A 23,031-nucleotide genomic window follows, 5' to 3' on the forward strand; every position below is an offset into this window, starting at 1 on the left:
AGGAGAGACTTGAACTCTCACACCTTGCGGCGCCAGAACCTAAATCTGGTGCGTCTACCAATTCCGCCACTTCCGCATAATTACTGAGTAAACTCAATAATCAAAATAATGGCAGGTCTACCTGGATTCGAACCAGGGAATGGCGGCATCAAAAGCCGCTGCCTTACCGCTTGGCGATAGACCTGCAGGCGATAGTCAAAAGACTATTCAATATATGGTGCGGAAAGAGAGACTTGAACTCTCACACCTTGCGGCGCCAGAACCTAAATCTGGTGCGTCTACCAATTCCGCCATTTCCGCATATATTGTTTAGAGTATTTCAAGATGGTGCGGAAGGAGAGACTTGAACTCTCACACCTTGCGGCGCCAGAACCTAAATCTGGTGCGTCTACCAATTCCGCCACTTCCGCATCTTGAACTCTATAAACTATCAGTTAATTGGTAAAAACTAACGGTTATAACTGCTCTTTCATAAAGAAAGAATGGTGGCTACGACGGGATTCGAACCTGTGACCCCATCATTATGAGTGATGTGCTCTAACCAGCTGAGCTACGTAGCCATCTTTTTGAGCGAGACAATATAAACCTTCACGCTCTAAGTGACAACCCTTTTCTTAAAGGAATCTCACTTTGGAATAATGGCAGGTCTACCTGGATTCGAACCAGGGAATGGCGGCATCAAAAGCCGCTGCCTTACCGCTTGGCGATAGACCTGCAGGCGATAGTCATAAAAGACATATCAAATAATGGTGCGGAAGGAGAGACTTGAACTCTCACACCTTGCGGCGCCAGAACCTAAATCTGGTGCGTCTACCAATTCCGCCACTTCCGCATCTTTTCCTAAAGGCTTTTATTAAAAGCACTTAGGAATGGTGGCTACGACGGGATTCGAACCTGTGACCCCATCATTATGAGTGATGTGCTCTAACCAGCTGAGCTACGTAGCCATACCATGTTTTCTTCCTTTCAAAACCATATCAGTCTCGTCGGGAACGGGGCGCATTATGCGGATCTGTGTGAGAACCGTCAACAGTTTTTTTGAATAAATCCCGACAAATGAATCGTTCGGTTTCTTTTTGAGCAAAGAGGCGCGTTAATGATCGAAAAGTGCAAATAATTTGGCATCAGTTTATGGATTTTATTTCTACGGAGTATAAAAAAAGCCAGTGATAGCACTGGCTTTTATATGCACTCTAAGAGAGTAAAATCATCGAGTTACTTAAACGTTGAAGCGGAAATGAACAACATCACCATCTTTAACGATGTATTCTTTACCTTCTAGACGCCATTTTCCTGCTTCTTTCGCGCCATTTTCACCGTTAAATTGAATAAAGTCGTCGTAACCAACGACTTCTGCACGGATGAACCCTTTTTCAAAGTCGGTGTGGATCTTACCCGCTGCTTTTGGTGCCGTTGCTCCAACAGGGATTGTCCATGCGCGAACTTCTTTCACACCAGCCGTAAAGTAAGTGTGAAGTTCCAATAGTTCGTAACCAGCACGAATCACTCGGTTTAACCCCGGCTCTTCGATGCCCATGTCTGCAAGAAACTCTTCACGATCTTCATCTTCTAGCTCTGAAAGCTCAGATTCGATTGCTGCGCAAACAGGAACAACAACGTTGTTTTCTTTTTCTGCAAATTCGCGTACGGCATCTAGATATGGGTTGTTTTCAAAACCATCTTCATTTACGTTCGCGATGTACATAGTTGGTTTTAATGTTAGGAAGTTCAGGTAACCAATCGCTGCCAACTCTTCCTTTGCCAACTCAACTGTACGAGCCATACCACCTTCAGTTAATACTGGAAGCAGTTTTTCTAGTACGGTCAGCTCAAACTTAGCATCTTTGTCGCCGCCTTTTGCTTTCTTAGCGTTACGTTGGATCGCACGCTCACAAGAGTCAAGGTCAGCCATAGCAAGTTCAAGGTTAATCACTTCGATATCTTCGATAGGTGATACTTTACCTGCAACGTGAACAATGTTTTCGTTTTCAAAACAGCGAACAACGTGACCGATAGCATCAGTTTCACGGATGTTTGCCAAGAATTTGTTACCTAAACCTTCACCTTTTGATGCGCCTGCTACTAGGCCTGCGATATCCACGAATTCCATAGTGGTTGGTAAGGTTTTCTGCGGGTTAACGATTTTCGCTAGCGCATCCAGACGAAGATCTGGCACCGGAACCACACCAGTGTTTGGTTCGATTGTACAAAACGGGAAGTTAGCGGCTTCAATACCCGCTTTAGTGAGTGCGTTAAACAGAGTTGATTTACCAACGTTTGGTAGACCAACGATGCCACATTTAAAACCCATGATAGTAACCTTATTCAGCTTTGAACGTGTGTAAGCGGTTTTGTGCTTTGGTTAAGCCGTCTTTTAGCAAGATATCTAAGCAACGGACAGATTCATCGACTGCTGCGTCTAAAAGCTCTTGCTCTTTTGCAGGCGCTTTTCCTAATACAAAACCAGCAACTTTGTCTTTGTGTCCCGGATGGCCAATGCCGATTCGAAGACGGTAGAAATCTTTGTTATTAGCCAGTTTGCTGATGGTGTCGCGTAAGCCATTGTGCCCACCGTGCCCACCGCCTTTTTTAAACTTAGCTACCCCTGGCGGCAAGTCGAGCTCGTCGTGTGCCACCATGATTTCTTCGGGTTTGATTTGATAGAACTTCGCCAGTGCAGCGATCGACTTTCCTGACAAGTTCATAAATGTTGTTGGGATAAGCAAACGGAGGTCTTGACCATTCATCATAATGCGCCCGGTGTAACCGAAAAACTTCGATTCCTCTTTGAGCGTTGTGTTATGAACGCGAGCTAACTCTTCTACTACCCATGCGCCCGCATTGTGGCGTGTTTTTTTATATTCAGGGCCTGGATTGGCTAATCCGACAAGAAGTTTGATTTGTTGACTCAAGGTTGGGATCTCTCTGCAATCTCAAAAAGCGCAGTATGATAGCACAGAAAACTGGCCTGATGACAGGTGATTGGTTTTGCCTCAAATAAAAAGCGCTTCCATCGGGAAGCGCTTTAAAAATTCAGTGTTTATAACAATCGTAAGATTAGTTAAACATTGCTGAGATAGACTCTTCGTTGCTGATGCGGCGAATTGCTTCTGCCAGCATGCGAGATAGGCTAAGTGTGGTGACTTTGCCTGTCGCAGCCATCTCTTTAGAAAGAGAGATAGAGTCAGTGACAATCACTTGGTCAAGAACAGAGCTCTTGATGTTTTGCGCAGCGTTGCCAGAGAAAACAGCGTGTGTCGCATAAGCGAAAACGCGTTTAGCTCCACGCTCTTTTAGCGCTTCAGCCGCTTTACATAGTGTGCCACCTGTATCGATCATGTCATCAACGATAACGCAATCGCGTCCTTCAACATCACCGATGAGGTTCATCACTTCAGAAACGTTAGCGCGTGGGCGACGTTTGTCGACGATAGCGATGTCGATATCACCTAATGCTTTTGCTGTTGCACGAGCGCGTACAACACCACCAAGATCAGGAGAAACAACAACAGGGTTTTCAAGACCACGGTTTTCCATGTCTTCTAGAAGAACAGGCGTACCGAAAATGTTGTCTACAGGAACATCAAAGAAACCTTGAATCTGTTCAGCGTGTAGGTCAATAGTCAGAACGCGGTCAACCCCAACGTTAGAAAGGAAGTCAGCAACAACTTTTGCAGTGATTGGCACACGCGCAGAACGTACACGACGGTCTTGGCGAGCGTAACCAAAGTAAGGGATAACTGCTGTAATACGGCCCGCTGAAGCACGGCGCATTGCATCAATCATTACAACCAATTCCATTAGGTTGTCGTTGGTTGGTGCGCATGTTGATTGGATAATGAAAACATCACTACCACGTACGTTTTCGTTAATTTGAACAGCGACTTCGCCATCAGAAAAACGAGAAACAGTAGCGTCACCAAGGGAGATGTATAGACGATCAGCAATACGTTGGGCTAGTTCAGGTGTTGCGTTACCAGCAAATAGCTTCATATCAGGCACGGTGGAAACCTCAGGGTTGCGTCCAGTTTTAGATAATTGAATTGTGGGCTGAGCGATGCTTAGCCAATGTCTCATGTAGAGGCGAAATATTACGCCCTTTAGCTACAAAAGCAGAGACAGTGTCAGGTAGTTTTTCCAAAACCGAACGAGCGTCGTCTTCACTGGAAAACTCAGCAAACACGCACGATCCAGTCCCGGTCAATCTCGACGGCGCGTATTGTAGCAGCCATGAAAGTTGCTTATCAACCTCTGGGTACAGCATTCGAACAATTTTTTCGCAATCGTTTTCGTGAGGAGTGGAAAGAAGTGTTGCCAGCGCTCGCTTCGGCGTATCTCGTGTTAATTGTGGGTGAGTAAAAATATCTGCCGTTGCGATAGCCACATTTGGACGAACGACTAAATACCATTGTTCTTTAGGTTCGGCTTGACTGAGTTTTTCACCAACACCTTCTGCAAATGCGGCGAAACCTCGGACAAATACTGGGACATCGGCTCCTAAGTGCAGGCCAATCTGAGCAAGTTCGTCATCTGATAGCGCTAACTGCCACAAATAATTGAGCGCAACCAATACGGTTGCCGCATTGGAAGAACCACCGCCAATACCCCCACCCATAGGCAATATTTTATTTAGCTCAATATGAGCCCCAAGTTCACAACTTGCGTATTTTTGCAGCGCAGTCGCGGCTTTCCAAATAAGGTTGTCTTGTAGTGGAACGCCGGGTATTTCAGGGGTGAGTGTAATGTCACCGCTGGAATTCGCGGTGATGATCAATGTGTCACCATGATCGACAAACTGAAATAAGGTTTGAAGTTCATGGTACCCATTTTCACGTTGGCCAGTGATATACAAAAATAAATTGAGTTTTGCGGGAGAAGGCCATTGAGTTGTGCTGGTGATCATTGGGTTAAAGTCCACTTAGATACGATGATGTTAATTTTGGTGCTGGCTTGTTGAAGCTTTAATTTTTGTGGAAGCGGGAGAGGAAGGCCATTAAAAGGCTCATCTCGATAATTAAGGTAATCAAGTTGCCACGTTCGTGATTCAAGCGTTTTGCTTAATGAGGCTAAGGTGTTGTGGGCGTTGGTCGTAAAATGTTCAACATTGCCAGGTTCACCGAGCAACCAATGATTGAGATCTTTAAATGGAATAGCTAAACCAGTTAATTGGTAGATCAACGTATCAGCATCAGCGGCAGTCAGGGTTTGATCATCGTAGGTTTCAACGACGGCACCTTTTGGTGTGACTGATAAATTGAGGACGGTTTGTCCTAAGAATGTAGAAAGGCGCAGCTCACTATTTTGCGGAGAATGTTTCCATTGGAAGTTAAGGGATTGGCGTTGGTCTGGGGAAATATAGCCAATTTTACCAACCGCTTGATAATGAGAAATGCTCGCAAGGCGCTGTTGGTGAGTTTGCCATTCGACGTTGGTGGTGCTGTTTTGTACGGCGGCACAACCCGATAAGAACAAAAGAGTTAAAGTCCAGATTAACGGCAAACGAAATCGTATTTTCATCGTTGGATAACTGCTCAATCAATACCTTTGAATGGCGCTACTATATCATTGATATCACGAAGTCACGAAAACATATCCTCGTTACCCTTTCAATAACCGAGGCCATCAAGTAAAATTCCGCCCTGTTTGCTTTTTATCTGACCCAGAGAATCATCCATACATGTCATTGCTTGCCATTGGTATTAATCACAATACGGCATCGGTAGAACTGCGAGAGAAAGTCGCGTTTGGCCCTGAAAAATTGCCAGTTGCACTGACGCAGCTTGGCGATAACCCAAACGTCAACGGCTGCGTTATCGTCTCTACCTGTAACCGGACCGAAATTTATTGTGATGTAAAACCATCTGGCAAAAGTAAGTTGATTGACTGGATTTCTCAGTTCCATCAAGTGAGTCCTGAAGAATTAAAACCAAGCCTTTATATTCATGAAGAGCAGGCGGCTATTCGCCATCTGATGCGCGTTTCCTGCGGTTTGGATTCTTTGGTGCTGGGTGAGCCTCAAATTTTAGGGCAGGTTAAACAATCCTATTCGGATGCCCGTGAGCACAAAGCCGTTGATACATCAATCGAGAAGCTGTTTCAGAAAACATTTTCTGTCGCTAAGCGTGTTCGCACTGAAACGGACATTGGTGGTAATGCTGTCTCCGTTGCGTACGCAGCATGCACGTTAGCGAAACACATTTTTGAATCTCTGGAAACGTCAACGGTCTTATTAGTTGGCGCTGGTGAAACGATTGAATTAGTTGCGAAGCATTTATCTGCCAATGGATGCCAGAAAATGATTGTAGCCAACCGAACGCGAGAGAGGGCGTTACCACTTGCGGAAGAGTTTGGTGCGGAAGTGATCAGTTTAGAAGAAATTCCCACTCACTTACCGCGTGCAGATATTGTGATCAGCTCAACAGCAAGCCCTTTGCCTATTATTGGTAAAGGCATGGTCGAAACTGCGTTGAAAGCCCGTCGTTGTCAGCCTGTTTTATTAGTTGATATTGCAGTTCCTCGGGACATTGAAGCACAAGTCGGTGAGCTCAATGATGCTTATCTCTACACAGTAGATGATCTGCAATCAATCGTTGATAACAATATCGAGCAACGGAAAGTTGAAGCCATTCAAGCTGAAGCGATCGTCAGTGAAGAAAGTGCCGCATTTATGACATGGATGCGCTCATTGCAAGCGGTTGATAGCATCCGAGAGTTTCGGAAATCGGCCAATGACATTCGCGAAGATCTGTTGAGTAAGAGTCTCCAGTCATTGGCGTCGGGTGCCGATCCAGAAAAAGTGTTATTAGAGCTGAGTAACAAGCTCACCAACAAATTGATCCATGCTCCTACCCGAGCGCTACAAAGTGCAGCGGAGCAAGGAGAGCCAGCTAAACTGGCCGTAATTAGACAGAGTTTGGGTCTTGAAGACTCATAATCAAAATAACCCCTGAGTTTAAGAAAACTATGAAAGCCTCCATTCTTATCAAGCTAGAAACGCTTGTAGAACGTTATGAAGAAGTTCAGCACCTACTTGGTGATCCTGATGTTATTGGTGATCAGGATAAATTCCGTGCATTGTCGAAAGAGTACTCTCAACTAGAGGAAGTGACGAAGTGTTTTCAAGCCTATCAGCAAGCACAAGAAGATCTTGTTGCTGCCGAAGAAATGGCAAAAGAAGACGATGAAGAAATGCGCGAGATGGCTCAGGAAGAAATCAAAGACGCAAAAGAAGCGATTGAGCGTTTAAATGACGAACTGCAAATTCTTTTATTGCCAAAAGATCCAAATGACGACCGCAACTGTTTCTTAGAAATTCGTGCAGGTGCTGGTGGTGATGAAGCAGGCATTTTTGCGGGTGACTTGTTCCGCATGTACAGCAGATTCGCTGAGAAAAAAGGCTGGCGTATTGAAGTTATGTCTTCCAATGAAGCGGAGCATGGCGGCTATAAAGAGATGATTGCTAAGGTCACTGGCGATGGTGCATATGGTGTGCTGAAGTTTGAATCTGGTGGTCACCGCGTACAACGTGTACCAGCGACAGAATCGCAAGGTCGTGTACATACTTCGGCATGTACGGTTGCGGTGATGGCAGAGATCCCAGAAGCTGAAATTCCTGAGATTAAAGCCGCTGATCTGAAAATCGACACCTTCCGTGCATCAGGCGCGGGTGGTCAGCACGTTAACACCACAGACTCAGCTATCCGTATTACTCACTTACCAACAGGTACCGTTGTAGAGTGTCAGGACGAGCGTTCACAGCATAAGAACAAAGCGAAAGCGATGGCAGTACTTGCTGCACGTATTATTCAGGCAGAAGAAGCCAAACGTGCTGCTGAAGTATCAGACACACGTCGTAACCTGCTTGGTTCAGGTGACCGTAGTGACCGTATTCGTACCTATAACTACCCTCAAGGACGTGTTTCGGATCACCGTATTAACCTGACGGTTTACCGCCTAAATGAAGTCATGGAAGGTGACTTGGCTAGCTTGGTGGAACCTGTGATTCAAGAACACCAAGCAGATCAGCTAGCTGCTCTGGCGGAAAACAACTAATTCAATGTCTGCACAATGTCGTGTTGAAAACACATTAAAGCAGGCAATCGCCCAGCTTCAGGAGAGTGGCAGTGAATCGCCTTCTCTTGATGCTGCGGTATTACTTTGCCACACCCTTAAAAAACCACGCTCCTTCCTACTGACTTGGCCTGACAAAGAACTGTCACAACAAGAGTTAAATGCCTTCTCTTTATTGCTAGAACGTCGTCTTTCCGGTGAGCCTGTTGCCTATATTGTTGGGGAGCGCGAGTTTTGGTCATTACCACTTAAGGTATCGCCATCAACGCTGATCCCAAGACCGGATACGGAAAGGTTGGTGGAAATCGCGTTGGATAAAGCGGAAGAGAATGACGGCAATCTCCTTGATTTAGGAACCGGTACGGGTGCTATTGCACTTGCGCTTGCTTCAGAGCTACCTAAGCGACATGTGATAGGGATCGATTTGAAAGTTGAGGCGCAGCAACTCGCAACAGAAAATGCAGCGAACCTTAACCTTACGAATGCCGCTTTTTATGCAGGAAGTTGGTTCGAACCTTTGGAAACAGGTACGAAGTTTGCTTTGATTGTGTCAAATCCTCCTTATATTGATGAGCTCGATCCACACTTGGTGCAAGGCGACGTGCGGTTTGAGCCTCGTAGCGCCTTGGTCGCTGCTGAAAATGGTTTGGCTGATATTCGTCATATCATTGACAAGGCGAGGGAATACCTGTGCGAAAATGGTTGGCTGCTTTTTGAGCATGGATATCAGCAAGGGGAAGCGGTAAGGAAGCTATTTACGGAGTTTGGCTACGGCCAAATTTCTACAGAAAAGGACTATGGTGGAAATGATCGAGTAACATTGGGTCAATGGAACACCAAAAAATAAGAGAGAATGTCGATGTACGAAGGTTTAAAGCACTTTCACCTGTTTACGATTGTATTGAGCGCAACGTTATTATCCGTTCGTTATGCTTTGATGATGGCGAATTCAAAGCTGCAAGAGAATAAGTTTTTAAAAGTCTTTCCTCATATCAATGACACCTGTTTGTTGCTGTCAGGGATCGGCTTGATTCTTATCACTGGATTTATTCCTTTTACTGCGGCAGCGCCGTGGCTGACAGAGAAAATTACCTGTATTTTGGCGTACATTGCGCTAGGTTTATTCGCGCTTAAACTGGGCAAGAACAAATTGCTACGTACATTCTCATTCTTTGGTGCATTAGGTTGGTTAGCCATGGCGGGAAAAGTTGCCGTGACTAAAGTTCCAATGTTCTTAGGTTAAAATTTTCGAGTAATTTGAGGTAGGTCATCAATCATGCTTGAGCTATTTGATGAAGACTTTGATGCAATGGAACTTGCTGAAGGGGCGCTGGTATTAAATAAGGCCATCAACCCAGAGACAGAAGTTCATTGGGCTGAGTTAGAGCTGGCGCGTTTATTGTCAGCAGCAGAGCTTGAATTGGTACATGAACCCAATGAGAAGCAGCGGTTTGAGCGTTTTATTCGTCTCTTCTATACCGAGTGGGGTTTCTCTGGCGATCAAGAAGCGTATTACGATTCGGCCAATGCTTTTATGGATAAAGTACTGCAACGCCGAAAAGGTATTCCCGTCAGCCTTGGTGCACTATTGCTCTATTTTGGTAAGAAACTCGGGTTTCCACTGACCGGTGTGACATTCCCAAGCCAGTTTTTATTGCGCATTGAATGGTATGGTGAGAAACCTCAATATATCAATCCTTTTAATGGCGAATATGTTTCTGAGCATACACTAAGTGCATGGCTTGTTGGACACAGTGGTCCATTTTCTACGCTGAAAGAAGAACATCTAAAAGAAGCGGATAATCCAACGGTTATTGGACGCTGGCTGGCGTTGATCAAAAGCGCGTTGCTGCGCGAAGAGCGTTATACTCTTGCACTACGTTGTACTGATCTGGCGTTAACCTTTGTGCCTGATGACCCGTATGAGATTCGTGATCGAGGGTTTATCTATCAACAATTGGATTGCCATCAAATCGCGATGACAGATTACCAGTACTTTATTGATCAGTGTCCAGATGATCCGGCGGCTGAGCTACTAAAGAATCAAGTTAATGCAATGGGTAACCCGCAAGTTATTTTGCATTAACTCAATAAATAAAGAGAGAAGATGATGGAACAAAAAATCGTTCATGTTGGTGATATTCCAGTAGCTAACGATAAACCTTTTACCTTGTTTGCTGGAATGAACGTTCTGGAATCCCGCGATCTGGCAATGCAGATTTGTGAACACTACGTAAAAGTGACTGAGAAACTGGGTATCCCTTATGTATTTAAGGCGTCGTTTGATAAAGCGAACCGCAGTTCAGTGCATTCATACCGTGGTCCGGGTCTTGAAGAAGGGATGAAGATCTTCCAAGAGCTTAAAGACACATTTGGTGTGAAAATCATCACCGACGTACATACTGAAGCTCAAGCTCAGCCTGTGGCTGATGTGGTTGATGTTATCCAGTTGCCAGCATTCCTAGCCCGTCAAACTGATCTTGTCGAAGCGATGGCAAAAACAGGCGCAGTGATTAACGTCAAGAAACCCCAGTTTATGAGTCCTGGTCAAGTGGGCAATATCGTTGAGAAGTTCGCAGAATGTGGCAACGAGAACGTGATCCTATGTGAACGTGGTTCATGCCATGGCTATGATAATTTGGTTGTGGATATGCTGGGCTTTGGTGTTATGAAGAAAGCCTCAAACGGCAGCCCAATTATTTTTGATGTGACTCACTCTCTACAAATGCGCGATCCGTCTGGTGCGGCTTCAGGTGGCCGTCGTGAGCAAACGGTTGAATTGGCAAAAGCCGGCTTAGCAACAGGTATTGCAGGTCTATTTATTGAAGCGCATCCAAACCCAGAGCAAGCACGCTGTGATGGCCCATCAGCATTGCCACTAGACAAGCTCGAGCCGTTCTTAGCGCAAATGAAAGCGCTAGATGATCTCATTAAAGGTTTTGATCATATCGATATTCGATAGACATATTTAGAAACAAAAAGGCTGCCTAATAGGCAGCCTTTTTTGTGCAAAAATCAATGATATTTTCGATATTTGTTGTAAATGCGACCACTTTATCATCAACCAGTGAATCGGCGTATTTCACAGTAAAACGTTTGCTTGTGATCGTTTCTCTTCTCAGGTGTAAGCTGTGAGCGTTGTTGCAAGTTATTGACAATAATATCGTGATCAAATCGTCATAAATATGAAAACGAACTGTCTGACGTTTTCAGTTAATTTAAACTATATCAAGTTTTATAGGTTCCATGGGCTTAGTTTTCTTTGTGCAAGAAGCAATAGTTATTAATTCTCTGTGTAGAGCCTATATTCAAAAGCAGTGGAAATCCCCAAAAGTTCAAAAGGTATGACAATGAAGCAACGCCTGATCGTAAAAAGCGCAATTAGCGCGGCAATTTTGGCTACTCTAGCGGGTTGTGCAACAGCACCTCAGCATGAGTGGGAAGCTGATACAACCTATAAGCTGACAGTTCTTCACACTAATGACCACCACGGTCGTTTCTGGCAAAACAAATACGGCGAATACGGCATGGCTGCACGTAAGACGCTGATTGATGAACTGCGCGCTGAAATTGCAGCAGAAGGTGGCAGTTCGCTACTGCTTTCTGGTGGTGATATCAACACAGGTGTACCAGAGTCAGACCTTCAAGATGCTGAACCAGATTTTAAAGGCATGAGTAAGATTGGTTACGATGCGATGGCGCTGGGTAACCACGAGTTTGATAACCCGTTAGAAGTTCTATTTAAGCAGAAAGAGTGGGCCAACTTCCCAATGCTTTCAGCAAACATCTACGACAAAGCAACTGGTGAGCGCATGTTCCAAGCGTACCAGATGTTTGACAAGCAAGGCATCAAGATTGCTGTTATTGGTCTAACGACTGAAGATACAGCGAAAATCGGCAACCCAGAGTTTATCGGTGGCATCGATTTCCGCGACCCTAAAGAAGAAGCGAAAAAGCTAATCGCTGAACTTGAGAAAACTGAAAAACCAGACCTAATTTTCGCTGTGACACACATGGGTCACTACGAAGATGGCAACCGTGGTATCAACGCTCCGGGTGACGTAGCATTGGCTCGCTACCTAGACGAAGGTTCTCTAGATATGATCGTTGGTGGTCACTCTCAAGAACCTGTATGTATGGAAGCGCCAAACGTTGTTAAGAAAAACTTTAAGCCTTCTGATGAGTGTAAGCCAGACATGCAAAACGGTACTTACATCGTTCAGGCTCACGAGTGGGGTAAATATGTTGGTCGTGCTGATTACGAGTTCCGTAACGGCGAGCTAACCATGGTAAGCTACGATCTGATCCCAGTTAACCTGAAGAAGAAGGTTAAAATTAACGGTGAGAAGAAGCGCGTTCTGATTGAAGATGAAATCAAACAAGACGCAGCACTACTTGAGTTCTTACGCCCATACCAAGAGCAAGGCCAAGCACAGTTAAACGAGAAAATCTCTGAAACTAACGGCAAGCTTGAAGGTGATCGTAACGTTGTACGTTTCCAACAGACTAACCTAGGCCGTTTAATCGCGACTGCTCACATGGAGCGTGCAAAAGCTGACTTTGCTGTGATGAACTCTGGTGGTGTCCGTGACTCTATTGAAGCGGGTAACGTTACATACAAAGACGTACTGACAGTTCAACCATTTGCAAATATACTGACATACACAGACATGTCTGGTCAGGAAGTGCTTGATTACCTAAACGTTGTAGCAACGAAGCCAGTTGACTCTGGTGCTTACGCGCAATTTGCAGGTATTTCAATGACTGTTGCTGACGGTAAAGTGTCTAATGTCTTCATCAGTGGCAAGCAATTACGCCTAGATGAAACTTACCGTTTCACAGTACCAAGCTACAATGCGGCTGGTGGTGATGGTTATCCGAAACTCACGGATCACCCAGGTCACGTAAACACTGGTTTTGTGGATGCTGAAGTATTGAAAGAATACCTAGAAGCCAATAGCCCAGTTGATGTGAACAAATACGCACCTTCAGGTGAAATCGTATATAAATAAGCATTAAAACGTTTGACTCAATCAGCGTGATATTTTTAACTAAAAGCGCCGCAATTGCGGCGCTTTTTTGTGTTTAGAAACCAATAAAAAGTTTCGTAAAGTTTAACTATATAAATACCAATATAACCATTTGAGTTACGATTCACAGCGCAGGTGGTTATGTTGGTGGGTATAAGGACAACGTCGTATGACCCCAGCAATTAATTTGGCTAAAAAAAAGAAAATTACCCACAAAGTTCACCAATATGAGCACGACCCACGCGCGCAGAGTTATGGCTTAGAAGCAGCACAAGTGTTGGGGCAAGATCCGGCAAAGGTCTTTAAAACGCTGCTATTTTGTTTAAATGGTGAAGCAAAAAATCTCGCAGTAGCCGTCATCCCAGTTGCTGAAAAGCTAAACCTTAAACTTGCTGCTAAAGCGGCAAAAGGAAAGAAAGCAGAAATGGCAGATCCCGATATCGCACAAAAAACAACAGGGTATGTAGTGGGGGGGATCAGTCCGCTAGGTCAGAAGAAAGCCTTGCCGACATTCATTCACCAAAGTGCATTAGAGCAGGGCAGTATATGTGTCAGTGCAGGCAAAAGAGGGTTAGAGATAGAGCTCGCGGCGCAAGATTTAGCGACATTGACGCGGGGACAGTTTGTGGAGCTGTGCTTATAAGCGGTTGAGTTTTTGTATAATGGTTATGATACGAAGGGTTGGCTGATATATGCCAACCCTTTTTCTTTTAGTTCACTATTTTGCTTCTTCTTCCATTTGAGCATTGTCCACAACGTGGTTCTCGCCTAAATCTTTTGGCAAAACTAGGTTTAGAAGAATTGCTACGATACCGCAAAGGCTAACGCCTTGAAGGCTGAATTCGCCAATACCAAATGCCATACCACCGATACCAAATACGAGCGTGATAGCCACAATCACTAAGTTGCGAGATTTATGTAGGTCGACATTGTTCTTAATCAGAGTGTTTAAACCAACGGTGGCGATGGAGCCAAACAGAAGAATCATGATACCGCCCATTACTGGCATTGGGATGGTTTGTAGTACAGCTCCAAGCTTGCCAACTAGAGCAAGTACAATGGCTGTTACCGCAGCCCAAGTCATGATCACAGGGTTAAACGCTTTGGTTAGCATTACGGCACCAGTAACTTCGGAATAAGTGGTGTTTGGTGGCGCGCCTACCATGGAAGCGGCGATAGTCGCGACGCCGTCACCAGTAATGGTGCGATGTAGCCCTGGTTTTTTGATGTAGTTTTTACCAGTCACATTAGAGATGGCTAACATGTCGCCCACGTGCTCGACCGCAGGTGCAATGGCCACAGGAATCATAAATAGAATTGCGTTGATATTGAATTCAGGCATGGTGAAGTTCGGTAAGGCGAACCATGCAGCTTCTTTTACAGGAGTAAAATCCACAATGCCATATCCTAGGCTTAAGCTGTAACCAACGACGATACCGCCCAGAATTGGCGTCAGTTTCAAAAAGCCTTTCGCAAAGACGCTGAGGATTATGGTGGTCAGTAGTGATGCAACCGAAATAACCAGTGATGCGTCAGCATCGATCACTTGAGCGCCATCCACTTTACCTAAAGCCATGCTGACAGCAACAGGCGCTAAGCCGAGACCAATCACCATGATCACAGGACCAACCACAACAGGTGGCAGTAATTTATGAATAATTTCTACCCCACGTACTTTGATCAATGCACCCATCGCGACGTAGACAAAACCCGCTGCCATCAAACCACCCATAGTGGCAGGAATACCCCAAGTCTGAACCCCGTATAGGATAGGTGCGATAAAAGCAAAAGAAGAAGCAAGGAAAATTGGCACGGTACGGCGAGTGACAAATTGGAAAAGAAGGGTTCCGATACCTGCGCCGAATAGAGCAACGCTTGGGTCTAGGCCTGTCAATAACGGCACTAACACGAGGGCCCCAAATGCGACAAAAAGCATTTGTGCGCCTTGGATGGCATTTTTCATATTGTTCTTCCTTTAGGTGGCGGTAAGTAGTAATTACTCTACAAAAATAAAATTCGCGGGATTCTATCACTGTTGCAATCGATTACAATCTGAATCAGATCAAATATTGATGATTAATTAGTAAATTATGATCTTATTCTGAGGGGCAGATAAGACTTTGTAACCGTATTGATTAGTCCTTTAGTTGCTCTGCCTGAAATTGTTGCTTATCATCGGTGTTCGCTGACATGAATGTAGGAAAAGTATGCGTAACTTAGCGTTAATGATTTTGGGGCTTGTTGGATTACCCGCTTATGCACTGACGAATGTCGATCTGTATCGAGCAGAAATTGTATTGGATCAAACTGAAGAGAATGCAGATAGCGAAGCTCGTGTTCAGGGCATGACAGAAGTGTTAGTTCGCGCTTCCGGTGATCAAACTGTCGCGAACAACCCAGTGGTAAAAAAAGCGCTAAAGCAAAGCTCTCAATACCTAGCACAGCTAAGTTATGGGCAGTTGCAAGGTGAGCAAACGATGCGAATGAGCTTTAGTGCACCACATATTCGCTCATTATTAACGCAAGCCCAACTCCCTTTCTGGCCATCCGCTCGAGCAAATATTCTGGTTTGGCTGGTGGAAGAAACGAGCCAAGATCGAAATATTGTTTGGGAACATGCTAATTCCAAAGTACTAAACGATATTATGAGCCAAGCCAAACAACGTGGTTTGCCAATGACGGTCCCTGTTGGTGATTTCGATGATATTACTGGAATCGCTGTATCTGATTTGTGGGGAGGTTTCGCTCAAGCCGTGGGGCAGGCCAGTCAACGCTATCCTGTTGATGCTGTGTTAGTGATCCGCGCGCAGGGAGATAATGTTCGTTGGACTTTATATGATCAAAAACCCGCAACAATAGGCATTACGCGTCAAGCTCCGTTATCAGGCTCAAATAGTGGTTCATCTGCTAGTGAAAAGATGGTGAACCAAATCAGTGATTACTACGCAAAACGTGCTGCGGTTGTGGTGGCGAGTGAGTCTTCTGAAGCTATAAAAGTACGCTTCATTGAACTTGGTGATGCTGTTGACTTCTTCACTCTTGAAAACAAGCTTAAAAAGCTAAGTTCAGTTGCATCGCTTGATATCTTGAAAATCCAAGGCCATGAAGTGACCTTCAACGTGCATTTATTAGCGTCTAAAACGCAGTTTGAACAAGAAGTAGCTCGAATGGGACAAGTGACACCGCTTGAACCGATTGTTGAAACTCCAACGCAACCAGAGTTACCAGTTTCTGAACCCGTGATAGATGGAAATACAACAGAGGGTGTTCAACAAGGCGATGATGTGCGCCAACAAGAAGTATCGATCGCTCCGTTACTACCTGCTGAAACCATTTTGATGTATAAATGGCAGCACATCGAACGCCGTGAGGCTGTGCCTGAGCAAGAGCAAACGGTCTCTGATGAAACGCCGGTGTCAGAACAAATCTCACAATAACAAAAAAGAGCCTTTCGGCTCTTTTTTACTTTTCAAACTTTGCTTTTTCTTGCTTCTCGACTTCGGACAAGCGCTTGAGTTTGAGTCCCAGCTCTTTTCCTCTTGCACGAGCATAGAGAATATTGCCCGCAAATCCAGCGGCTGTGAGTAGCAATTCAACCGCAGCTAACCATCGCTCACCTCCGTCGACATACAGAATCGTTAATGCATGAAGGAAATAGAGCATCAAGATAAAGTTTGCCCAAGCGTGAGTATAAGGTTTGCCTGCCAAAATGCCGGGAAGAGGGAGTAATAAGGGAATAACCCACGCAATGGCGAGTGTCGTACTGCTAATGTGAGGATGTGGTGACAATGACAATTGCCATATCGCGACCCAAGCCAGTAGCGCTAAATTGCCACACAAGGCCAGTAAACGATATAGCTTGGTTCTTGGTTGCATCTCATCCATGGCAATTTATCCTTTTAACTTTGTTGCTGTGGTGGCCAGTCTTTTCCCGAGCTGTTGAGCGAGTTCGATTTCTTCTTGAGTTAATGATCCCGCTTGCTTACTCACTGACGATGCACCATAGGGAGTACCGCCACTTTTTGTGGTGTGTAGTTTTGGTTCTGAGTAGGGAAGCCCCATAACCAACATACCATGATGAAGCAGAGGCAACATCATGGTTTGTTGCGTGGTTTCCTGTCCGCCATGTAAGGTAGAAGAAGAGGTGAAGACACAAGCAGGTTTGTCAATTAAGTCTCCTGCCACCCAAAGCGCACTGGTTTGATCCCAGAAATGCTTTAAAGGGGCGGCCATGTTACCGAACCAGACTGGGCTACCCATCGCCAAACCATCACACTGCTTCAGCTCATTGAGAGACAGAACGGGGTCTTGTGAAGGGCCATCGCGATCACCAATACTGTCGACCGTGCGCAGCAAGGCTTCACAATGAGGGACTGATTCAATCCCTCTTGCGATGTGTCTGGCGAGGCTTCGGGTGCTACCGTGACGGCTATAATACAGCACCACTATTTGACAGGTCATAAAATCTCAAGCACTTGCTCTGGTGGGCGGCCATGTTTGGCTTTGCCATTTGCCACAACAATAGGACGTTCGATGAGTTTTGGGTTGGCTGTCATGGCTGTAAACAGTGCTTCGTCAGTTGCGTCTGCTAATTTGAGTTCCTTATAGAGATCATCTTTTGTGCGCATCATGGCTCGCACACCATCAACCTCAAGTTGGCTATAGAGCGTTTTTAGCTGTTCAACCGTTGGCGGCGTATCAAGATACGTAATGATTTCTGGTTGAATGTTGTTTTCCTCTAGCAGTGCTAATGTTTGACGGCTTTTAGAACAACGAGGGTTGTGATAAATCACGACTGACATAAATTTCTCCTTCATTTTTATGATTATTGCAGTGCCATAAAGCGTTCACGATCAACCATGAGCTGGTCGATACGAGCATCGAAGCGAGCCTGCTTTAAACTTCCTAATTCGGCCAGTTGGCTGGCCTGAGTGTAATATTGGATTGCTTTGTTCCAATTGGCTTTCAAGGCCAATATCTCAGCACGTGCAGCGAGCTCTTCATCACTGTGACCCAGATGTGTTTGTGCTTCTGACAATAGGTGCCAGCCGTTAACATCATCGGGGTGATCATGAGTGTAGCGTTGTAGTGCACGCACGGCATCTTCGTTCTTATCTTGTTTTACCAGTGAGTTTGCAAGATTGATGGCTAAAACCGGATTGTTGGGGTTGGTTTTCAGCGCTTTCTTCAGCATGTTTTCCGCTTTATCTGCTTGATTCTGAGCGATGTAGAGATCCGACATCGCATCGAGATAAAAATTATTGGCAGGATCCTGTTTGAGCAGGGCTTTCAACAGCGGCTCTGCTTTATCGAAATGACGATTATCCAGATGAACAAGGGCACGCCCGTATTGGAATGAAGGGGCAAGCGAAGGTGATGCTTTTTTCTCGGTACGTGCAAACCAGTCTAAGGCCGCATTTTCATTGATCCCTGCATAACGAGCAACAATTCGGGCGCGAGCGAGATGGTAACTAAGTGATGGCGAGACACGTTTCGCGGGATACTCGCGGGCACGTGTTCGGCTATCTGTAATTCGGTCTTCTGGTAACGGGTGAGTCAGCAACATTGGTGGTGGTTTGCTGGCATAGCGGTATTGGTCTGCAAGGCGGCCAAAAAATCGAGGCATTGCGCTCACTTCAAATCCAGCTTTTGCTAAGGTCGCGATACCAAAGCGGTCGGCCTCTTTTTCATTACTGCGAGTGTAGTTGATTTGGCTTTGCATATTACCCGCGGTCGTAGCGGTAATGGCAGCAATCCCAGCTTCAGGTGCGGCGATAGCAAGTAATAATGAACCCGCTAACGCAGCAATGGTTGCTGGAGAACGTCGAGCCTGATCTTCCATTCTTCGCGCAAGATGACGTTGTGTCACGTGTGCAATTTCGTGTGCAACAACCGAGGCAAGCTCACTTTCACTTTGTGCGTGTAAGAACAGCCCGGAATGAAGGGCAACATAGCCACCAAAAAATGCAAATGCGTTAATGTTGCGGTCTCGGATCATGAAGAAGGTGAATGGCGTTTTGACATCATCCGCATTCGCAACTAATCGATGACCTAATGAGTCAATGTACTCATTTAAAACAGGGTCATTAACGATAGGTTTGCTCGCACGCAGCATGCGCATGTAGGCATCACCGTATTGCAGTTCTTGATCGATGGTTAATGTCCCGCTGGCAGCCGTACCAATGTCTGGGAGATCTAATGAATTGGCTTGAGCAATAGGGGCTGAAGCGAGAGCCGTTGCAACACATAGGCAAACAAGCGAACGGGTACGTCTAAACATAGTACAGGGGGTTACTCCATGATTTTATACGCTTTGGACACGGTCAGGCAGAATTGGTTTCACATTCATTGCCATTAATTGAACAGTATTCATAATATTGGTTAATGTCTGTGCATAAACCTGCTTTCATTGGCATCCTTTTCACTGACGCTGCGAAAAAAACACTATACAATGTCAGCTCTATAATATTCATCGGGACGAAGAATGAAACCCAATATTTTAGATTTGCGTGAAGAGCGATGTCCTATGGCTCTTTTGCTTGCCAAACGTCACACAAAATTGCTGGCGTTGGGTGAGGTGATGCAAATCTGGGTGGTGGAGACACATTCGATGAAGGATATTAAACGCTACCTCCGTAAGTATGGCTATACTGTGGCGTGCGAAGCGCAGGATGATTACTACTGTTTGCAAGTGACTAAAGGAACCTTGTTGAATGTTTGAAATGGTGAGTCGTTGGTATAAACGACGTTTTTCTGATCCCCATGCGGTGAGTTTAGTCGCGATATTACTGTTTGGTTTTATCACGATATACTTCTTTGGTAATTTAATTGCCCCTTTGCTGGTTGCGATAGTTCTTGCTTATCTTCTTGAATGGCCAGTAACTCAGTTAAGCCGTATCGGCATTCCCAGAACACTTTCTGTAATACTGGTCATTGTGACTTTTACATCATTGATGATTTTAGCTGTATTTGGCCTAGTTCCTACGATTTGGCAGCAAGTTGGCAACTTAATCAACGATATTCCAAACATGTACACTGGGCTTCAGGCATTTATTGCGGAGATCCCTCAACGTTACCCTGAGCTGGCACATTTTGAAATCGTTGAGTCAGTGGTTACCAATGCGAAAAACCAAGTGATCGTGATGGGTGAAACGGTGGTGAAAGGTTCATTGGCGTCTCTAGTCAGCATTGCGACTTTGGGGGTGTATCTGATCTTAGTTCCATTGTTGGTATTTTTCTTATTAAAAGATAAGCAAGAAATGCTCTCGATGGCGAGCGGAATTCTACCGAGAAACCGAAAGCTCGCGACAAAAGTTTGGATTGAGATGAATGATCAAATCTCAAACTACATCCGCGGTAAAGTCATGGAAATCCTCATTGTCGGTGGTGTGAGTTACGTGACATTTGCCATTTTAGACTTACGCTATTCCGTGTTATTAGCTGTCGCGGTCGGCTTTTCAGTCTTGATCCCTTATATCGGGGCTGCCGCTGTAACCGTGCCTGTTGCTATTGTTGGTTTGTTCCAATGGGGATTGGCGCCGCAGTTTTATTGGTTACTTGTCGCCTACGGCATTATCCAAGCCCTTGATGGCAACGTATTAGTTCCGGTGTTGTTTTCTGAAGCCGTGAATCTACACCCTGTAGCAATTATTGTTGCCGTATTAGTGTTTGGGGGCTTATGGGGTTTTTGGGGCGTTTTCTTCGCGATTCCTTTAGCCACGCTAGTTAAAGCGGTTTGGAATGCACTGCCAAGTACAGAAGAAGAACAACCGTCAGCTGATTCTTAACAACCCTCAATTTGAATGACTAAGGCTTCATCTCCTCTGGAGGTGGAGCCTTTTTTTATCGTTAAAACAAAAGGTTTTACCTAGCGATATTAGCGTGCCTATACATATAATTAATAAAATGTGTTAATAATATTTTTATTACTTATGTAAATAAAAAACTTAAGTAACCATTGGCTGGGGCGATAAAGGGAAATAACGATAAAAAAAGCACCGATTTCAGATTGAGGAAGAGTATGAAGTTTAGCCAAAAAATAGTCGCAGCATCGTCTGCGTTACTGCTTGTCACCGTTAGCTTGCTATCCGTTCAGCAGCTAAGTACCGTAAAATCCGAAGTAGAGGCATTGGTTGACAACAGCCTCACTGAAATGGTGAAGGGGGTGCAAAATACTGTTACGTCAGATATGAACAGTAAAAAATCTCTAGCTCAGTCGATCACTGAAGTTATTGAACTTCACCCACAAGATCATGATTACATCAAGAACGTGTTAGAGAGCCCTGAACTAAAAGGGAGCTTTCTCGCTGTTGGGTTGGGATATGAATCTAACGGTTTTGTACTAGAAAATGATGACGGTTGGGATGTCGGCCCTGATTATGACCCACGTAAACGTCCTTGGTATCAGGATGCAAAAAGCAAAGGTCAACTGGTCGTTACCGCGCCATATATTGATGTCTCGACTAAGAATGTCATTATTTCAATCGGGACACCGGTCAAAGACAATGGGCAGTTTACTGCTGCAATGTTCTACGATATGGAACTGAGTGGCTTAGCGACACTAGTCAATAGCATTAACCTATTGGATGCGGGTTATCTGTTTATTGTCACTGAAGATGGGACAACCATTGCTCACCCTGATGTCAAAAATAATGGTGAGAAGCTAGAAAAATACCTACCGGGCGTCAAAATATCGCAAGGTAGTCAGCGCGTTGAGCTTGATGGGGTTTCTTATCTCATTGATTTCGAATTAGTCCCTTCAGAAGGTTGGTATATCGGGGCGATTGTTGATGAGTCGATTGCGTTTGCTGCTATAGATAAGATGCGTAATAGCTCTATTCTGTATGTCATCATTGGTGCGGTTTTGAGTATTGTTGTTCTGACATTCTTGATTAAGGCATTAATGAAACCGCTAGGTGTGCTTAACGAAGCAATTGAAGATGTGGCTTCTGGCCAAGGTGATTTAACTAAACGTTTAGATACCAACACAGACAAAGAGTTTGCTACCTTAGCCGAAGGTTTTAATACCTTCACACAAACCTTACAACACCAGATTACTCAATCGAAAGCGATCGGGGCTGAAATTCTACGTGGTACAGAAATGACCGTTGTTGGCGCGCAAGAATCTGCAGAAGCGATGCGCAGTCAATTGCATGAGTTAGAGCAATTAGCAACCGCTATGAACGAAATGGCCGTTACAGCGACAGAAGTGGCGAATAACGCACAAGGAGCGGCATCAGCTGCGAAAGAAGCCGATGATGCAACACGTGATGGTTCTGGCATCGTGGGTGAAACAACTGCATCAATTGATGCGTTGGCAGCTCGTATTGATCAAGCGGTTGAAGAAGTGCAAGGGTTAGAGTCTGCTACCGCAAATATTGAGACCATTTTGAAGGTGATTAACGATATTGCCGATCAAACCAACTTGCTTGCACTGAACGCAGCGATAGAGGCAGCTCGAGCAGGGGAGTCAGGGCGTGGTTTTGCTGTTGTGGCTGATGAAGTTCGTACTCTTGCGCAGCGGACACAAGAATCAACCACTGAAATTCGTAGCATGATTGAGCAACTTCAAGCAGGTGCAAGCTCGGTTTCTGCTGCTATGAATGAAAGTAAGAACACTACAGTTGATGCGGTAGACAAAGCTCAAGCCGCGAATGAGGCGCTAAAACGTATCAGTGAGTCAATTCAGGTGATCACGGATATGAATATGCAGATAGCCTCGGCTGCAGAAGAACAAAGTTTAGTCGCCGAAGAGATCAACAGTAATACTGTGAAGATTAAAGATCTGTCGACACAGGTGGCGGATGCGGCTGAAAGCTCAAGCGTTGCAATGCAAGTTCAAACAGAAAATGTGCGTGAACAAGATGCAATTTTGAATAAGTTTATTGTGTAATGATAAATAAAAAGCGCCAGTTACTAACTGGCGCTTTTT

General features: G+C 45.0%; 22 protein-coding genes and 7 tRNA genes. 12 read left to right on the forward strand and 17 right to left on the reverse strand.

The window, feature by feature from the left end; genetic code table 11:
• Positions 1-109 precede the first annotated feature (109 nt).
• The 12 genes from ACQEXU_RS19460 to lolB all read right to left on the reverse strand — a co-directional run bounded on the left by ACQEXU_RS19460 (position 110) and on the right by lolB (position 5,517).
• A tRNA-Gln gene (locus tag ACQEXU_RS19460) sits at positions 110-184 on the reverse strand.
• A gap of 31 nt (positions 185-215) precedes the next feature.
• Positions 216-300, reverse strand: a tRNA-Leu gene (locus ACQEXU_RS19465).
• Positions 301-325: 25 nt separating this feature from the next.
• Positions 326-410: transfer RNA gene (locus ACQEXU_RS19470), tRNA-Leu, on the reverse strand.
• Positions 411-483: 73 nt separating this feature from the next.
• Positions 484-560, reverse strand: a tRNA-Met gene (locus ACQEXU_RS19475).
• A gap of 79 nt (positions 561-639) precedes the next feature.
• A tRNA-Gln gene (locus ACQEXU_RS19480) sits at positions 640-714 on the reverse strand.
• A gap of 33 nt (positions 715-747) precedes the next feature.
• Positions 748-832 (reverse strand) — tRNA-Leu (locus ACQEXU_RS19485).
• Between the two features lie 38 nt (positions 833-870).
• Positions 871-947 (reverse strand) — tRNA-Met (locus tag ACQEXU_RS19490).
• Between the two features lie 272 nt (positions 948-1,219).
• Complete coding sequence (gene ychF / locus ACQEXU_RS19495; RefSeq protein ID WP_427011990.1) at positions 1,220-2,311, reverse strand: redox-regulated ATPase YchF; 1,092 nt, start codon at positions 2,309-2,311, stop codon at positions 1,220-1,222.
• A 10-nt stretch (positions 2,312-2,321) separates the two neighbouring features.
• Positions 2,322-2,912, reverse strand: coding sequence for an aminoacyl-tRNA hydrolase (pth, locus tag ACQEXU_RS19500; RefSeq protein WP_367988467.1), 591 nt, complete (start codon positions 2,910-2,912; stop codon positions 2,322-2,324).
• Between the two features lie 145 nt (positions 2,913-3,057).
• The gene (locus ACQEXU_RS19505) at positions 3,058-4,002 is read right to left on the reverse strand and encodes a ribose-phosphate pyrophosphokinase (RefSeq protein ID WP_367988468.1); all 945 of its coding nucleotides are present in this window, start codon (positions 4,000-4,002) and stop codon (positions 3,058-3,060) included.
• 28 nt (positions 4,003-4,030) lie between these two features.
• On the reverse strand, positions 4,031-4,903 hold the full coding sequence (gene ispE / locus ACQEXU_RS19510) for a 4-(cytidine 5'-diphospho)-2-C-methyl-D-erythritol kinase (protein ID WP_427011991.1): 873 nt from the start codon (positions 4,901-4,903) through the stop codon (positions 4,031-4,033).
• Positions 4,900-5,517, reverse strand: a complete 618-nt coding sequence (gene lolB, locus ACQEXU_RS19515; RefSeq protein ID WP_367988470.1) for a lipoprotein insertase outer membrane protein LolB — start codon at positions 5,515-5,517, stop codon at positions 4,900-4,902. Before lolB ends, ispE begins: the two co-directional genes overlap by 4 nt.
• A 160-nt stretch (positions 5,518-5,677) precedes the next feature.
• Here lolB and hemA point away from each other — a divergent pair, with 160 nt between their 5' ends.
• The 8 genes from hemA (at position 5,678) to ybaK (ending at position 13,743) form a co-directional block, all read left to right on the forward strand.
• Positions 5,678-6,934, forward strand: a complete 1,257-nt coding sequence (gene hemA, locus ACQEXU_RS19520) for a glutamyl-tRNA reductase (protein ID WP_367988471.1) — start codon at positions 5,678-5,680, stop codon at positions 6,932-6,934.
• 29 nt (positions 6,935-6,963) lie between these two features.
• Positions 6,964-8,052, forward strand: coding sequence for a peptide chain release factor 1 (gene prfA, locus ACQEXU_RS19525; protein ID WP_367988472.1), 1,089 nt, complete (start codon positions 6,964-6,966; stop codon positions 8,050-8,052).
• 4 nt (positions 8,053-8,056) lie between these two features.
• Complete coding sequence (prmC, locus tag ACQEXU_RS19530) at positions 8,057-8,917, forward strand: peptide chain release factor N(5)-glutamine methyltransferase (RefSeq protein ID WP_427011992.1); 861 nt, start codon at positions 8,057-8,059, stop codon at positions 8,915-8,917.
• A 12-nt stretch (positions 8,918-8,929) separates the two neighbouring features.
• A complete protein-coding gene (locus tag ACQEXU_RS19535) occupies positions 8,930-9,313 on the forward strand; it encodes a SirB2 family protein (protein ID WP_427011993.1) in 384 nt (127 codons plus the stop codon).
• Positions 9,314-9,346: 33 nt separating this feature from the next.
• A complete protein-coding gene (locus ACQEXU_RS19540; protein ID WP_427011994.1) occupies positions 9,347-10,156 on the forward strand; it encodes a SirB1 family protein in 810 nt (269 codons plus the stop codon).
• A 24-nt stretch (positions 10,157-10,180) separates the two neighbouring features.
• Entirely contained in the window at positions 10,181-11,032 is an 852-nt protein-coding gene (gene kdsA / locus ACQEXU_RS19545) for a 3-deoxy-8-phosphooctulonate synthase (RefSeq protein WP_367989144.1), read from the forward strand.
• A gap of 388 nt (positions 11,033-11,420) precedes the next feature.
• Positions 11,421-13,082 carry a bifunctional UDP-sugar hydrolase/5'-nucleotidase UshA gene (gene ushA, locus ACQEXU_RS19550; protein ID WP_367988477.1) on the forward strand — a complete coding sequence of 554 codons (1,662 nt, stop codon included), beginning with the start codon at positions 11,421-11,423 and terminating at the stop codon, positions 13,080-13,082.
• A gap of 187 nt (positions 13,083-13,269) precedes the next feature.
• Positions 13,270-13,743: a Cys-tRNA(Pro) deacylase gene (ybaK, locus tag ACQEXU_RS19555; protein WP_427011995.1), complete on the forward strand. Its 474-nt coding sequence runs from the start codon at positions 13,270-13,272 to the stop codon at positions 13,741-13,743.
• A 75-nt stretch (positions 13,744-13,818) separates the two neighbouring features.
• Here ybaK and ACQEXU_RS19560 read toward each other — a convergent pair whose 3' ends face one another.
• Positions 13,819-15,063, reverse strand: a complete 1,245-nt coding sequence (locus ACQEXU_RS19560) for a uracil-xanthine permease family protein (protein WP_367988479.1) — start codon at positions 15,061-15,063, stop codon at positions 13,819-13,821.
• A 244-nt stretch (positions 15,064-15,307) separates the two neighbouring features.
• Between ACQEXU_RS19560 and ACQEXU_RS19565 the strand changes: the two genes are divergently transcribed.
• The gene (locus ACQEXU_RS19565; protein WP_427011996.1) at positions 15,308-16,537 is read left to right on the forward strand and encodes a DUF2066 domain-containing protein; all 1,230 of its coding nucleotides are present in this window, start codon (positions 15,308-15,310) and stop codon (positions 16,535-16,537) included.
• 25 nt (positions 16,538-16,562) lie between these two features.
• On the opposite strand, the gene ACQEXU_RS19570 is transcribed toward ACQEXU_RS19565, so the two are convergent.
• Genes ACQEXU_RS19570 through ACQEXU_RS19585 form a run of 4 tightly spaced genes read right to left on the reverse strand, consistent with a single transcriptional unit; the run spans position 16,563 to position 19,380 of the window.
• Positions 16,563-16,985, reverse strand: coding sequence for a DUF2069 domain-containing protein (locus tag ACQEXU_RS19570; protein ID WP_427011997.1), 423 nt, complete (start codon positions 16,983-16,985; stop codon positions 16,563-16,565).
• Positions 16,986-16,991: 6 nt separating this feature from the next.
• Positions 16,992-17,561, reverse strand: coding sequence for an NAD(P)H:quinone oxidoreductase (wrbA, locus tag ACQEXU_RS19575; RefSeq protein WP_367988482.1), 570 nt, complete (start codon positions 17,559-17,561; stop codon positions 16,992-16,994).
• Positions 17,558-17,902 (reverse strand): arsenate reductase (glutaredoxin), encoded by a 345-nt coding sequence (gene arsC / locus ACQEXU_RS19580; RefSeq protein WP_427011998.1) that lies wholly within the window; start codon positions 17,900-17,902, stop codon positions 17,558-17,560. Before arsC ends, wrbA begins: the two co-directional genes overlap by 4 nt.
• 23 nt (positions 17,903-17,925) lie before the next feature.
• Entirely contained in the window at positions 17,926-19,380 is a 1,455-nt protein-coding gene (locus ACQEXU_RS19585; protein WP_427011999.1) for a M48 family metalloprotease, read from the reverse strand.
• Between the two features lie 204 nt (positions 19,381-19,584).
• On the opposite strand from ACQEXU_RS19585, the gene ACQEXU_RS19590 reads away from it, so the two are divergent.
• The 3 genes from ACQEXU_RS19590 (at position 19,585) to ACQEXU_RS19600 (ending at position 22,992) form a co-directional block, all read left to right on the forward strand.
• Entirely contained in the window at positions 19,585-19,821 is a 237-nt protein-coding gene (locus ACQEXU_RS19590) for a sulfurtransferase TusA family protein (protein WP_367988485.1), read from the forward strand.
• Positions 19,814-20,887, forward strand: coding sequence for an AI-2E family transporter (locus ACQEXU_RS19595; RefSeq protein ID WP_427012000.1), 1,074 nt, complete (start codon positions 19,814-19,816; stop codon positions 20,885-20,887). Before ACQEXU_RS19590 ends, ACQEXU_RS19595 begins: the two co-directional genes overlap by 8 nt.
• A 233-nt stretch (positions 20,888-21,120) precedes the next feature.
• Complete coding sequence (locus tag ACQEXU_RS19600; protein ID WP_427012001.1) at positions 21,121-22,992, forward strand: methyl-accepting chemotaxis protein; 1,872 nt, start codon at positions 21,121-21,123, stop codon at positions 22,990-22,992.
• The last annotated feature ends 39 nt before the right edge of the window (positions 22,993-23,031 follow it).

It is taken from the genome of Vibrio sp. TRT 21S02, from assembly GCF_050113675.1.
Lineage (GTDB): Bacteria > Pseudomonadota > Gammaproteobacteria > Enterobacterales > Vibrionaceae > Vibrio.